Raw genomic sequence first — 13,789 nt, 5'->3', positions numbered from 1 at the left:
TTCATTTAATTCATAACAGGTGTTAATTTTGTCACTACAATGCTATTGATGGCATTAATATAGGCTAATGCACTTGCCTTAAGAATATCTGTATCTGCTGCTTTTGCAATATACTTTTCACCTTCATGCTCAATCGTAATTTTTACTTTACCTAAAGCCTCTTTGCCTCGTGAAACACTATTGATATTATATTCCACTAGTTTAACATCCATATTTGTAATTTCTGCAATGGCTGAATAGAGAGCATCAATTGGGCCAGAGCCTACAGCACTAGCTTTAAATACTTCGCCGCCTTTACGAACCTTAACACTTGCAGAAGGGAAGCTTGTATTGCTGACGACTTGTAGATCATCAAAATCAAAGAATTGCTCACTATAATGTGTAGCATTTTTATTATTGGCATCATGTTTTTCATAATAGCTTTCAACAATAACATATAAATCGTGATCATATACTTCTTTCTTCGCATCGGCTAGCTTTAAGAATCCTTCGAAAATACCTTCAAATTCCTCTGTTGAAAGATTAGTAAAACCTAATTTTTCAAGAGCATTTTTCACTGCATGGCGACCAGATCGAGCTGTTAGTACTAGCTCCATATCATCAAGACCTACATCCTCAGGATGGACGATTTCATAAGCATCACGCGATTTTAACAAACCATCCTGGTGAATACCAGAAGAATGGGCAAATGCATTATCTCCTGTAATGGCTTTATTGACCTGTACATCTAAGCCCATAAAGCTAGAAACAAGACGTGAAGTATTCATAATTTCTTTTGTATTAATGCGCGTTTCTGCATTGTAGACGGAGCTACGAGTTTTAAGTGCCATGACAACTTCTTCTAATGCAGCATTACCTGCGCGTTCACCGATACCATTGATTGTACACTCTACCTTATCTGCACCATTTTTAATTGCAGCTAGCGTATTAGCCGTTGCCATGCCAAGATCATTGTGACAATGAACGCTTAAAAGAACGCTATCATCTAAGTTTTTCATACGGTCATTTAATTTAAAAATCATTTCGCCAAATTCCTCTGGCTCTGCAAAGCCAACCGTATCAGGAACGTTAATCATCGTTGCGCCAGCTCTCATAACAGCTTCAATTGTTTTCCAAAGATATTCAAAGTCAGAACGAGAGGCATCCTCTGTGGAATATTGAACTTGCGGCAATAATGTTTTAGCGTATTTCACAGCATCCACGCCAATTTGTAAAATTTGATCTTTTGACTTGCTGAATTTTTTCTCCACATGAATATCAGATGTGCCAAGTACCATGTGAATCATTGGGTTTTGAGCATATTTCACAGCGTTATAGACAGCATCGATGTCAGCCTTTACTGCACGTGCTAATGCTGTAATCATAATGTCATTTGTATTGCCAACCTTTTCAGCTACAGCTTTGACGGCATCAAAATCACCTTGAGAGGAAGCGGGGAATCCAGCCTCAATAATATCGACACCTAATTTTTTCAGCTGCTGTGCGATCTCTACTTTTTCATAAAGATTTAGCTTTGCTCCAGGCACCTGTTCGCCATCACGTAAAGTTGTATCAAACACCCAAATTTTTCTTCCCATTTTCAAACACTCCTTTTTAGTGATTAGTATCTAAAATCTACACTTAGGCCAATAAGTCATTAAAAAATAAAAAAACCCGTCTCTATTTAAAAATAGAGACGAGTTTATGCTCGCGGTACCACTCTAATTGACCTTCTCTTTATAGAAAAAGTCCCCTTATCGACAGCTATCACTGTCTATCCTGTTAACGGGGGAAACCGACATCCCTTACTAAAAAGTTCAGGGAGTAGCTCATGGACGAGTTCAAAATGTGTGCCTACCGATTTACACCAACCATCGGCTCTCTACAAGTACACAAACACTTTTACTATTTCCAATCTTGGCCTGCAATGTGTTGTTGAAAGCAATATTACTTGGATATTAACTTCCTGTCAATAATATTCTAAAAATTTATTTAATTCTGTCTTAGGTAATGTCTATTTTATTAAAAATTTGATATTTGGTGAAGTGTGAAATGAAATGTCGAATAATGTATTTATTGGGATAAAATGTTAAGCGTGGTTAGCATACGATAGGTAGAAAAATCATGCTATTTTTCATTGTATGAAGAAACTGCTCGTTTTCTATAAACCTAAAGAAAACGAGCAGTTTTTTATTCTACCTTAAAACGAGAGACTTGCGTGTGAAGTTCTTCTGCCATATTTGAAAGTGTTGCTGCTGAAGCAGCTACTTCTTCGATAGTAGCTAATTGTTCCTCGGAAGCAGAAGCAACATTTTGTAAATTAGATGAGGACATCTGTGCAATAGTTGCAATTTCATCAAAGGAAGCATAGATTTGCTCTGCACTAGAGGACATCTCCTCTGACACTGTCGTTGCTTCTTGGATTTGCATGGATACTTGCTCAATCAGCTCAACAATCTTAGAGAAACCTTCTTCTGCTACCTTCACTACTTGCATACCAATTTGAACCTCTTGAGTTCCAGTATCCATCACCGTTACAGCACGGTTTGTATCCTGCTGTATTTCAGAAATCAAGGTAGCGATTTGCTCAGCGGATTTTTTTGATTGCTCTGCTAGCTTTTTCACTTCATCTGCTACGACTGCAAAGCCGCGTCCATGATCGCCTGCACGAGCCGCTTCAATGGCAGCATTAAGTGCTAATAAGTTTGTTTGTTCTGCAATATCAGTAATAATGCCAATGATATTGCCAATTTCAATAGAATGTCCGTCTAGATTTTTAACAACACTTGCTGACTCTAAAACAGCCGTGTTGATTGTTGTCATCTGAGAGATAACACGATGTAAAGAATCATTCCCTTTCTTAGCCTCTGAATTTGTTTCGATTGCCAGTTCAGAAACAGCCGCAGTAGTAGAAGCTAATTGTTGTATACCCTTTGTCATGTTTTTCATTGCTTCTGAGCTTTCAGTTGCGTTTTTCCCTTGAGCCTCTGAGCCACTAGCAACCTCTTGAATAGAAGAAGTGATTTGTTCTGTAGCCTGTATAGTTTGCTCTGCACTAGCTGTTAACTCAGCAGCAGAGCCACTTACTTGTACAGTATTTTGGCGAACATTCGTAATTAAATCCTTTAAATTTGTAGCCATTTGATTAAACGCAAGCGCTAAATCACCCACTTCATCACGATTCTTTATACGAATTTTTTCAGCTGTTAAGTCACCCTCAGCTATTTTTTTCGCAGCCTTAGCCATGCCGTTAATTGGACGAGACATTAGACTACCAACAACCATAGCAATTATCAGACTTATGACAACAGCAAAAACTCCAAGAAGCATCATTTGGAGCTTGATGTCTTGAATTTGATTGGATGTAGCAGCCATTTTACCTTCTACATATTCATTTTGATAATTAGAAAGGTTTTCAACACGTTCATCGAATTGTTTAATAATTAAGCGTCCTTGAGTACTATCCAATTTTTCGTACTTCTCTGTTTCGCCAGCAGCTTTTAACTCAAACATACGATCTGCAAATTCTTGCACATTTTGCTCACTTTTATTAATCGCTTCAAGCATCTTAATTGATTTTTCTGAATCTAAAGTAGCCATTAATTCTTCTGATTTTTGTTTGAATTCCTCGCGTGAGGCTTGATTACTTTGAAAGTTTTGTTTGTCTCCAAGTAGTAAGTAGCCTCGCATGCTGACAATTTCCTGTTTTGCAATCACCCGTAATTCCTGAATACTTATAGATTTAGTAGTTTGTTCCTCCAATAATGTACGATAGGTCTTATTTACAGAATCAAGCTGTTTTATATTTAAGCCGATTGTTGTAACGAGTACCAAAATAACTATAAAAAAACCGAGTAATAATTTCTTGTAGATAGTAAATCGCATAGTTGAAATATCCCTTCTCAGTAATTAGTAGAAATGTTACAAAATAATGAAATATGTATATATATCATTTATATCAGATTATATGAATTTTACAAAGTATTATGAGTATTTCTACAGTAATTAGTAGTTTGAAAATGGGTCTTAATTATATATGAAGTAATAAAAAAAGTAGATTTTATCGCTATAATGCTACTAATAATAGGGATAATTAATGGTGCATGTTGAATATTAAGTCAATTTTCATAAATTTTGAAACTTTAATAGTAGTCATAACGTAGAAGTAGTAGAGGAAAAGAACAGGGGTGGAGAAAATGTATAGGCCAATTTTAAAGTTACCTAAAACAAGATCAGAAAAGATATGGGACTATATTGGTGGTAGTATATTTATTTTATCCATCTTTTATATTATATTGGCATGGGGTAAGTTGCCTGATGAAATACCTGGTCATTTTAATGGATTAGGTGAGGTGGATCGTTGGGGCGCAAAAATAGAATTATTCATTCTTCCGTTCATCGGTTTATTTTTATGGATTGTTATGGGGCTGCTAGAAAAAGCACCTCATATGCATAATTATCCGACACGTTTGAATGAAAGTAATGTAAAAGCATTTTATTTGAATAGCAGAAAAATACTAAATCAAGTGAAAAACATCTGTCTCATTTTATTTGCCTTTATATCGTTTCAAATGGTTCGTATCGGTCTTGGTGAGGTAAATTCATTAGGAAGGTGGTTCCTACCCATTGTATTGATAGGAGTATTTATCCCAATTATTAAAGGGTTTATAACAAGCTACAAAATAAAATAGTGAGACTCAAACGCTTAGGATACCCTTAAGCGTTTTATTTTTGCGAAAAAATTTTTATAGTGTGTCACAAATGGCTGTTGATTTCAGTTATATAGGCGAGGAAGGGAAGAAATAAAAGATTTCTCCAAGTAACTCGATGACATTCAATAATATTTTTAAGATTTTTTATCTAGTGTCACAAACTTCTAATAATTTCAGTTATATAGATTGGAGAGGGGGGACAACATTGACTACACGAGAACCATCAAAAGAGCGAGCTGATATAGATATTCAATCAATCGTGGAGCAAGTTCAATCAGGGGACACGCATGACTATGCAGAAATCATTCGTTGTTTTCAAAAGCAAATTTATATTTATTGTTACTATATGCTAGGAACTAAAGAGGAGGCGGAGGATGCTTCGCAAGATATTTTTATTAAGGGATTAGAAAATATTCATAAATTTTCTTATACAGTATCCTTATCAGCTTGGCTTTATAAAATCGCTCACCACCATTGTATTGATGTCATAAAAGCAAAAAATAAGGGCTATAAATTTTGGCTAAATCTGAAGCAGGAACAGGTGAAGCAGACACAGACACCAATGCCTGAATATGATGAAATGGTACATAGGCTACTGGAAAACTTACATGTAGATGAAAAAAGAATTTTACTGCTTCGTTCTATTGAAGAGTATAGCTTTGAAGAAATTGCTGCCATTATGGATTTGAAAGCAGCTACAGTAAGAAAAAAGTATGAACGATTACGGAAAAAATTGATGAAGGAAAATATGTTAGGAGGGGATATTTATGGACACTCGTTCAAAATTGGAGGATAAGGAGTTAACTCAGATAGAAAGATTTATTCGGGAAACACCTGTTGAAGTGGATATAGTAAATCGGACTATGGACAAATATGAAAGCAGCCGTGATACAAAGCAGTCTGAAAAATTTAAAGCTCGTAAGAACTTACGTCAAAGAATCATGATGATTACAGTCTCCGCAGCAATGATTGTTAGTTTGATTATTATTACAGGTTTAATTTCACCAACGATGGCTGCGGCGATGAAAGAAGTGCCTTTATTATCATCTGTTTTTAAATTTACAAGGGATCTTGGTCTACACGCCGCAGATGAAAAGGGACTCTCAACAAAATTGAATATAAGCGTTACGCATGAAGGCTTTACATTAAATGTAACAGAAGTAGTGTATGACGGTACACGTGTTGCAATTGGGATCGAACGCCATCATAAGGAAGATGAAAATGCCAAAGAAAGTTTATCAGAGCAAATCAGTAATATTGAATTTTTACTAAATGGTGAACCATTGAATCACACCAATTTTAGTAGTGTTTTTGGACAACCAAGTAAGGATAAGAATTCCGCCATTCTTGAATTTGCAGATTTGAAAAACCAAGGTGGAAGTCCTTTTCCAAAGCAATTTAATTTGACATTTTCTGCTACAATAAATGGGGTTTCTAAACCTTTTAAAATGGATATTCCAGTGAGTGATATTGGAAACTATGTAAACCTACAACCTAATATAAGTAGAAAATACAAAAATAATCAGTTTACTATTGAACAAATTGTGCTAACTCCCATAACAACTAGTATTACAACAAGAATAGCCTTGCTTGATAAAACAACTTCTGTCGATTTCCGGGAAGGAATAAGTATCGAAGTTTATGATGAACAAGGGCATGAACTAAAACTAATTCATGGCAATGGTAGACGTGAGACAAATAAAGGAAATAGTGATTTCATCATGGATCTACGGGTACATCCATTTGAAACCGTACCGAAAGCTATTACAATGAAACCGTATATTCATCTTTATGACGATGAGGGATCATACCAACTGGATGAAAACGGAGACCCCAAGATTCAATACATTCCAGAGCTAGAAATAACAATACCAATTAACTCAAAAGAATAAAAAAGTAAAGAAAGTGAGGCAAAGCTCACTTTCTTTACTTTTTAGTACTTCAAACTATCCTCTTATATAAAAATAATAAGTACAAGTAGTGCTTGTACTACAGCGTTCCCTACATTGACAACTCTCTCTCCTTGCGCAATTGACCAATGATGACCATTCAATGCGATTCTAGAGTCAACATTTTGAATTAAATTCCAATAAATAATAACGTTATAAAAATAACGTGTTATGAATTTAATGGTAAATATCGTATATTTTACAATAGGTGTTTTATAATGAAATGTTGCAAAGTGAGTAATGCATAAAATACAGTTGATCTTTTATAGAAAGGAATAATGAAAGTATTAATAAAGTAAACTTTTTTATAACTCGTTTGGTTGTAGTTTTTGTTGCCTTTATTTAAAGTAGTTTGTAAGGCTACAAAGATTATTACGTCTTATGGATATTCCAATCGATGAAAAAGTTTTTCGTAAGCTTTACAATAAAGAAAATGTATTGTTAACAGAAATAAAGGAGAATAGAAGATGACGGTAACTTTAGTGAGACACGATATCAAATATGCCGAGGCTATGCATGCGTTGTCTTCTATGCCGCAGGTTCGTGATGCCCTTGGCTTACCTGCCGGCAAGGTAGAAGACACGATTCATTTTATTAAGCGTGAACGTATAGATGAAGAAGAAGGTAAAACCGTTCCTCGTGTGGTTTTAAATGAGGAGGGGCAAGTCATAGGTGTTACATCTCTGATGTTTATAGACCATCATAAAAAGAGCTGTCATATCGGCTCTTGGCTTGGCTATCAATTTTGGGGGAAGGGCTATAATCTTGAAGCAAAAACGGCTATTTTAGATATTGCGTTTTTTGAGTTGGGATTATCACGTGTTTTTGCAGGAGCCCGAAAGGTTAATATCCGTTCACAAAAAGCCCAAGAAAAGCTCCCTTTTGTTCGAGTAGGGGTGGAACAAGATTATCCTGAGGAGCATTTGTGGTTAGAAGTGAAGGAAAAGCAACCATGTGTGTTGAATGTTTTTGAACGAGAAGATTATGTCCATTATCGAACATCCCTAGAAAAGGTAGAAGGAAACCGAGAAGCCTTTTTACCTCAGCTTTTATTAGCGGATGAGAGTGAGGTGGCGGTTCGGAAATATTTAGATAAGGGTACATTATATAAAATTAATTGTGGGGAACTGCTGGTGGGAGTGGCATTAGTCATTCCTCAAACTGATACTACAATTGAATTGAAGAATATTGCTATTGAAGCCAAGTATCAAGGTAAGGGAATAGGCAAAGAGATTTTGCGACAACTTACTGAAAAATGCCGTAAGGAAGGCTATCAGGTAGTATTGGTTGGAACAGCGAACTCAAGTATTGATAATATTGCTTTTTATCAAAAAGCAGGCTTTCGCATGGAGGCTATTGAAAAGGATTTCTTTAGTCATTACCCAGAACCAATTTATGAAAATGGTATTCGTGCATTGGATATGATTTTCTTTACAAAGCAATTATAGGCAATTTCATAAAAAAATACCCGTTCAACAAATGTTGAGCGGGTATTTTTATTTACCGAGCAGTAGAGCCATTAATTTTTCCTTAGAATGAAGGAAATCGTCTAAGGTGTATTGATCTAATACTTTCAAATAGGCTTGCAAAGCTTCATACAGTACACCCTTTAATTGACATTCTGGAGCTATTTTACATAGGTTATTTTCTTTATCGAAACATTCTACAAGATGAAAATCCTCTTCTGTATGACGAACAATTTCACCGATGGTAATGGTTTTTGGATCGATAGCAAGGCGAATTCCACCGCCGCGTCCACGAATTGTTTCAATGTAACCTAATAATCCAAGCTGGTGTGTCACCTTCATTAAATGGTTTTTCGATATATTATAAGCATCTGAGATCTCTTGAATAGTTGATAATTGACCATCTTCCTTTGCGCCTAAATAAATAAGCGTGCGCAGAGAGTAGTCCGTGTATAAAGTTAAGCGCATCCGAACACCCTACTTTCTATAATTCATAATAATTATAGCATTTTTACATTGAAGTATAATATCTTCAACCTATTTTTAAAGATGTATTTAGAATACATCAAATATGTCTATTTTGTTAAAGATGTATTTTATATATTGCTTTAAGAGAATGAAAGCGTTATATTGTAATCACGAAAGGATGGTAAGCGATATGTTAAAACAAGAAACAATTCAAATTATTAAAGCAACAGTACCTGTATTAGAAGTTCATGGTGTTGAAATCACAAAGACGTTTTACAAAAATATGTTTCAAGCTCATCCAGAATTACTAAATATTTTTAATCACACGAACCAAGAACAAGGCCGCCAGCAAACAGCATTAGCTAATACTGTTTACGCTGCAGCAGTTCATATTGAAAACTTAGAAGCGATTTTACCAGCAGTAATGCTTATTGCACATAAACACCGTAGTTTAGGAATTTTACCTGAACATTACCCAATCGTGGGTGAAAACTTATTAAAAGCGATTAAAGAAGTACTTGGTGATGCAGCAACTGATGACATTATTGGTGCATGGGCCGAGGCTTATGGCGTTATCGCAGATATTTTCATTCAAGTAGAAGAAGAGTTATACCAAAAAACTGAGAACAATGGTGGTTGGCGTCTATTTAAACCATTAAAAGTGGCAAAAAAAGTTGTAGAAAGTGACTTAGTAACTTCTATTTATTTTGTTAATGAAGATGGATCACCACTACCAACTTATGAACCAGGTCAATACATCTCTATTCGAGTGAAAGTGCCAGGAGAAGAGTATTTAATGAACCGTCAATATACACTTTCACAAGCGAGTGCAGAAGATGGCTATCGTATTTCGGTGAAACGTGAAAGTGACCATACGCCAAATGGTAAAGTGTCAAATTATATTCATGATCACTTACAAGTTGGAGATTTGGTAGATGTAAGTGCTCCAGCCGGATTATTTGTGTTAGAAGAAACGGCTGCACCAATTACATTTGTAAGTGGCGGTATCGGTGTAACACCTTTAAACAGTATGCTGCAATCTTTAAATGATAATGCAGTGAATGAAGTGAACTTTATCCAATGTGCTCGTAATGAGAAGGTTGTAGCATTCAGTGATGACATTCAAGAGAAAGTAAACGTATTACCGAATGCATCCTATACAGCTTTATACTCTGATGAAGACAAGCTTATTACAAAAGAATTGCTGGCTGAAAAAGTAGCTGATAATGCAGATGTATATGTATGTGGCCCTGTAGGCTTTATGGAAGCGGTTATTAAAAATTTACAGGAAATTGGCGTGAAAGATGAAAAAATTCACTATGAATTCTTTGGACCAGCCATGCAATTAGCTAAATAAAAAATAAACTCCCTGCTATGAGTAATAACTCGTAGCAGGGTTTTTTGTTGAAATAATAAGGAAGCAGATAGTTGAGGTTAAAGCAATAGGCAGAACATTGTGACTCGCAAGTGCAGCATTAAAAAAAAGATTGAAGCTTTATATTGACAATATACCTATAGGGGTATAATATAAATCTCGTAAGGAAGTTGAAGCTATCGTTTGAAAGGGGGCAAAACAGAATGGCGTATGGTTCAAACACTGCAAATCGTGTGAAACGTATGGAAGGTCAAATGCGGGGTATTTTACGCATGATGGAAGAAGATCAAAGTTGTAAAGATGTGATTACACAGCTATCTGCCGTGCGTTCTGCTGTTGACCGGACGATCGGTGTCATTGTAAGTGAAAATTTATTAGATTGTGTATCGACTGCTGAAGGTAATGCTGAAAAAATGAATGCTGCTATCCAAGAGGCGATGGATTTGGTCGTGAAAAGTCGATAACTTGATATACCCATAATTGTATAAAAAGGAGGACTGATCATATGGAAATATGGATTATTATCGCGCTTGTGGCAGCCTTTTTCGTTTGGCGAATGAAGCCAGCGAAAGGCGTTCAATCAATTTCTACAACCCAATTAAAAGATATGCTGAATGATAAGGATAAGCTATTTATCGATGTACGCACGCCTGCTGAGTATAAAGGTCGGCATATCTCGCAATTTAAAAATGTTCCGCTTGGATCAAGCTTTGAAAATCTTCCGAAGGATAAAGAGATCATAGTTATTTGTCAGAGTGGCATGCGAAGTAGTCAGGCTTGTAAGCAACTGAAAAAGCAAGGCTTTGAGCGTGTTTCTAATGTTCGTGGTGGAATGAGTGCATACTAGGAGGAGAAAAAAATGAAGGAAATTACAGCCAGAGAAGTTCAGCAAACGATGGAGCAAGGAGAGAAGCTGAATCTTATTGATGTGCGAGAGGTAGATGAAGTAGAGGCTGGTCACATCCCAGGCGTTATTCATATCCCGCTAGGTTTATTAGAGTTTCGACTACATGAATTGAATAGGGGGGAGTCGTATATTATGGTTTGTCGATCAGGTGGACGAAGTGCTCGGGCTACTCAACTATTAGAAAGTCATGGTTTTAATGTAACTAACATGACTGGTGGTATGTTAGCTTGGGAGGGCAAAGTACAGTTATAGTTTTATATCTATATTTTTTTTGAATAAAATAATACCCTTACAGGTATGTGGAGGTTATGGAAAGTATGAAGGCGGATTTTCAGCTAGATGCCAAGGGTCTTTCTTGCCCGATGCCGATTGTGAAAACCAAAAAAGCGATGGCTGATTTAGTAGATGGTCAAATTTTAGAAGTAGCTGCGACAGATAAAGGGTCAAAAGCTGATATTGCGGCATGGGCTGAAACTGTAGGTCATCAGTATATTGGTACTTTAGAAGATGATGGTGTACTGAAACACTATATTCGTAAATGTACAAACGACCAAATAGAAGAAATGACGTTTGATCAAACAATTGATTTAGAGCAAATCACAAGTTGTAAAGGATTAATTCTAGATGTACGTGAGGAAGCGGAATTCGCTTTTGGGCATATTGCGGGAGCAAAATCGATACCAATGGGCGAACTGGAGACACGACTTTCTGAGCTTGATAAAGAGCAGGAGATATATGTTATTTGTCGTACTGGAAAACGCAGTGACATGGCTGCGCAAATGCTGGCTTCACGTGGTTTTACGAAAGTATTTAACGTCTTACCAGGTATGACATCCTGGTCAGGTGATTTAACAAAAAACATTTAAATTGGAGGAATTTTATTATGTCGAACAAAGTAGCAATCATTGCAAGTAACGGTGGTTTATTTGATGCATACAAGGTATTTAATATCGCAACAGCTGCGGCAGCTTCTGAGAAAGAGGTAGCTATCTTCTTTACATTTGAAGGTTTGAACCTAATTCATAAGCAAGGTATGCATGCATTACCAATGCCAGCTGGAGCAGAACACTATGCTGAAGGGTTTACAAAAGCAAATGTGCCAGCTATTCCTCAATTAGTGGAAATGGCACAAGAATTAGGTGTGAAATTTATTGCTTGCCAAATGACGATGGATGTTATGAGTTTAACTACTGAAGATTTCATAGAGGGTATTGAAGTTGGAGGAGCCGTAACGTTCCTAGAATTCGCGAAAGACGCAGCACCGTCACTTACATTCTAGTGACCTACCTATAAAAGCGGAGAGGGCACCCCTCTCCGCTATAAAAAACATAAAAATAATACCGATGGGGGTAAAAGAGATGTCAATTCAAAAATGGAGCGCGTCACAAGTAGCTAAAAAGGTTATTCACAATGAAGAGTTGTTTATTTTAGATGTTCGTAATGCGGATGCATTCGAAGATTGGAAAATCGATGGACATCGTTTTGAGTACTTAAATATACCGTATTTTGAACTGTTAGATGGTATTGATAATATTTTACCGAATATCCCAACTGATAAAGATGTATTAGTCGTTTGTGCTAAAGAAGGATCGTCTTTAATGGTTGCTGAAATGTTAGCTGAGGCAGGTATTGAGGTTGCCTATTTAGCTGGAGGTATGAAATCCTGGAGTGAATATTTAGAGCCAATTAAAGTAGGTGATTTAACAGGCGGTGGTGAGCTTTATCAGTTTGTGCGCTTAGGAAAGGGTTGTCTGTCTTATATGGTCATTTCTGAAGGTGAAGCAGCTATTATTGATGCTGTACGTTTTACAGATGTGTTTATTAACTTTGCAGAACATAAAAATGTCCAAATTAAACATGTTTTTGATACACACTTACATGCTGATCACATTTCAGGTGGGCGCCATATTGCAGAGATGACAGGCGCAACCTATTATTTGCCACCTAAGGACGCTGAGGAAGTTATGTTCCACTATACACCATTAGTTGATGGAACGACTGTTCAAATCGGTGCATCAAAAATAGATGTAGGAGCTATCTATTCTCCTGGTCATACGATAGGTTCTACTTCATTTGTGGTTGACAGCAAATATTTATTAACAGGAGATATTTTATTTATCGATTCAATTGGCCGTCCTGATTTAGCTGGCCTTGCTGATGACTGGGTTGGAGATTTACGAGACACGCTTTACAAGCGTTATCGAGAATTGTCTGATGAACTTATTGTCTTACCAGCACATTTTATGATTATTGATGAGCTGAATGAAGATGGGACGGTTGCTAGACGACTAGGGGATTTATTTGTACAAAACCATGGATTAAATATTCAAGATGAAGCAGAATTTAGACGTGTGGTAACAGATGAATTACCTCCACAACCAAATGCTTATCAGGAAATTCGTCAGGTGAATATGGGGAAAATCACACCTGCGTTAGATGAGCAAACAGAAATGGAAATTGGACCAAATCGCTGTGCAGTACGATAAAGCATGCTAAAGTGCAATGAGTATGCATGTATGCTGATTATATGTAAATTTCGTGAATTGAAGGCGCTCATCCTTCATGAAGATATAAAACAAGAAGAACCGGCAAAATCGCTTACAACTTTTGCCGAGTCGAAGGAGAATATGATGAAATCAAGTTTACAACTAGATGCAAAAGGCCTTTCTTGTCCAATGCCTATTGTGAAGACAAAAAAAGCAATGGATACCCTAAAGTCTGGGGAAGTTTTAGAAGTTCAGGTGACAGATAAAGGAGCTTTAGCGGATATTCCTGCTTGGGCAAAAGCAGGAGGTCATATCATTTTAGATCAATCTGAAGAGGCTGACGTTATTACATTTTTCATTCAGAAAGCATAGGGCTGATTGAGGGTTGTCTATTACAGTAGAACAACCCTTCTTTCCTTTTGTTGAATACAGCCAGAAAGAAGGAAA

The 13,789-nt window shown here is 36.5% G+C and carries 15 protein-coding genes and 1 other annotated feature; of the genes, 12 read left to right on the top strand and 3 right to left on the bottom strand.

What is annotated here, in order from left to right; translation table 11 throughout:
• Positions 1-5: 5 nt before the first annotated feature.
• Together EW028_RS11255 and EW028_RS11250 are read right to left on the bottom strand one after the other, a co-directional pair.
• On the bottom strand, positions 6-1,577 hold the full coding sequence (locus EW028_RS11255) for a 2-isopropylmalate synthase (RefSeq protein ID WP_036079516.1): 1,572 nt from the start codon (positions 1,575-1,577) through the stop codon (positions 6-8).
• A 91-nt stretch (positions 1,578-1,668) separates the two neighbouring features.
• Positions 1,669-1,907 (bottom strand) — a binding site (T-box leader).
• Positions 1,908-2,169: 262 nt separating this feature from the next.
• The gene (locus EW028_RS11250) at positions 2,170-3,864 is read right to left on the bottom strand and encodes a methyl-accepting chemotaxis protein (RefSeq protein ID WP_131520927.1); all 1,695 of its coding nucleotides are present in this window, start codon (positions 3,862-3,864) and stop codon (positions 2,170-2,172) included.
• Between the two features lie 311 nt (positions 3,865-4,175).
• Between EW028_RS11250 and EW028_RS11245 the strand changes: the two genes are divergently transcribed.
• From EW028_RS11245 to EW028_RS11230, 4 genes are all read left to right on the top strand, one after another.
• Positions 4,176-4,670, top strand: coding sequence for a DUF1648 domain-containing protein (locus tag EW028_RS11245; RefSeq protein WP_131520926.1), 495 nt, complete (start codon positions 4,176-4,178; stop codon positions 4,668-4,670).
• Positions 4,671-4,896: 226 nt separating this feature from the next.
• Complete coding sequence (locus tag EW028_RS11240) at positions 4,897-5,487, top strand: RNA polymerase sigma factor (protein WP_131520925.1); 591 nt, start codon at positions 4,897-4,899, stop codon at positions 5,485-5,487.
• Positions 5,459-6,583: a DUF4179 domain-containing protein gene (locus tag EW028_RS11235; protein WP_131520924.1), complete on the top strand. Its 1,125-nt coding sequence runs from the start codon at positions 5,459-5,461 to the stop codon at positions 6,581-6,583. Before EW028_RS11240 ends, EW028_RS11235 begins: the two co-directional genes overlap by 29 nt.
• A 524-nt stretch (positions 6,584-7,107) precedes the next feature.
• Positions 7,108-8,088, top strand: coding sequence for a GNAT family N-acetyltransferase (locus tag EW028_RS11230; RefSeq protein WP_131520923.1), 981 nt, complete (start codon positions 7,108-7,110; stop codon positions 8,086-8,088).
• 48 nt (positions 8,089-8,136) lie between these two features.
• Here the strand turns inward: EW028_RS11230 and EW028_RS11225 are convergent, their stop codons facing one another.
• Positions 8,137-8,574 (bottom strand): Rrf2 family transcriptional regulator, encoded by a 438-nt coding sequence (locus EW028_RS11225; protein ID WP_048394127.1) that lies wholly within the window; start codon positions 8,572-8,574, stop codon positions 8,137-8,139.
• A gap of 190 nt (positions 8,575-8,764) precedes the next feature.
• Here EW028_RS11225 and hmpA point away from each other — a divergent pair, with 190 nt between their 5' ends.
• From hmpA to EW028_RS11185, 8 genes are all read left to right on the top strand, one after another.
• Positions 8,765-9,931 (top strand): NO-inducible flavohemoprotein, encoded by a 1,167-nt coding sequence (gene hmpA / locus EW028_RS11220; RefSeq protein ID WP_131520922.1) that lies wholly within the window; start codon positions 8,765-8,767, stop codon positions 9,929-9,931.
• Between the two features lie 221 nt (positions 9,932-10,152).
• The gene (locus tag EW028_RS11215) at positions 10,153-10,413 is read left to right on the top strand and encodes a metal-sensitive transcriptional regulator (protein WP_004231849.1); all 261 of its coding nucleotides are present in this window, start codon (positions 10,153-10,155) and stop codon (positions 10,411-10,413) included.
• A gap of 41 nt (positions 10,414-10,454) precedes the next feature.
• A complete protein-coding gene (locus EW028_RS11210; protein ID WP_131520921.1) occupies positions 10,455-10,796 on the top strand; it encodes a rhodanese-like domain-containing protein in 342 nt (113 codons plus the stop codon).
• A gap of 12 nt (positions 10,797-10,808) precedes the next feature.
• Positions 10,809-11,108, top strand: coding sequence for a rhodanese-like domain-containing protein (locus EW028_RS11205; RefSeq protein WP_131520920.1), 300 nt, complete (start codon positions 10,809-10,811; stop codon positions 11,106-11,108).
• A gap of 65 nt (positions 11,109-11,173) precedes the next feature.
• Entirely contained in the window at positions 11,174-11,722 is a 549-nt protein-coding gene (locus EW028_RS11200; protein WP_131520919.1) for a sulfurtransferase TusA family protein, read from the top strand.
• 17 nt (positions 11,723-11,739) lie between these two features.
• A complete protein-coding gene (locus EW028_RS11195; RefSeq protein WP_016992899.1) occupies positions 11,740-12,135 on the top strand; it encodes a DsrE/DsrF/DrsH-like family protein in 396 nt (131 codons plus the stop codon).
• Positions 12,136-12,214: 79 nt separating this feature from the next.
• On the top strand, positions 12,215-13,342 hold the full coding sequence (locus EW028_RS11190) for an MBL fold metallo-hydrolase (RefSeq protein WP_131520918.1): 1,128 nt from the start codon (positions 12,215-12,217) through the stop codon (positions 13,340-13,342).
• A gap of 144 nt (positions 13,343-13,486) precedes the next feature.
• Entirely contained in the window at positions 13,487-13,714 is a 228-nt protein-coding gene (locus EW028_RS11185; protein WP_131521045.1) for a sulfurtransferase TusA family protein, read from the top strand.
• The last annotated feature ends 75 nt before the right edge of the window (positions 13,715-13,789 follow it).

Origin of the sequence: Lysinibacillus sp. OL1 (assembly GCF_004332175.1) — a bacterium.
GTDB classification, from domain to species: domain Bacteria; phylum Bacillota; class Bacilli; order Bacillales_A; family Planococcaceae; genus Lysinibacillus; species Lysinibacillus capsici.
The sequence above is the reverse complement of the archived record's forward strand: the minus strand, read 5'-3'. Positions and strand labels throughout refer to the sequence as shown.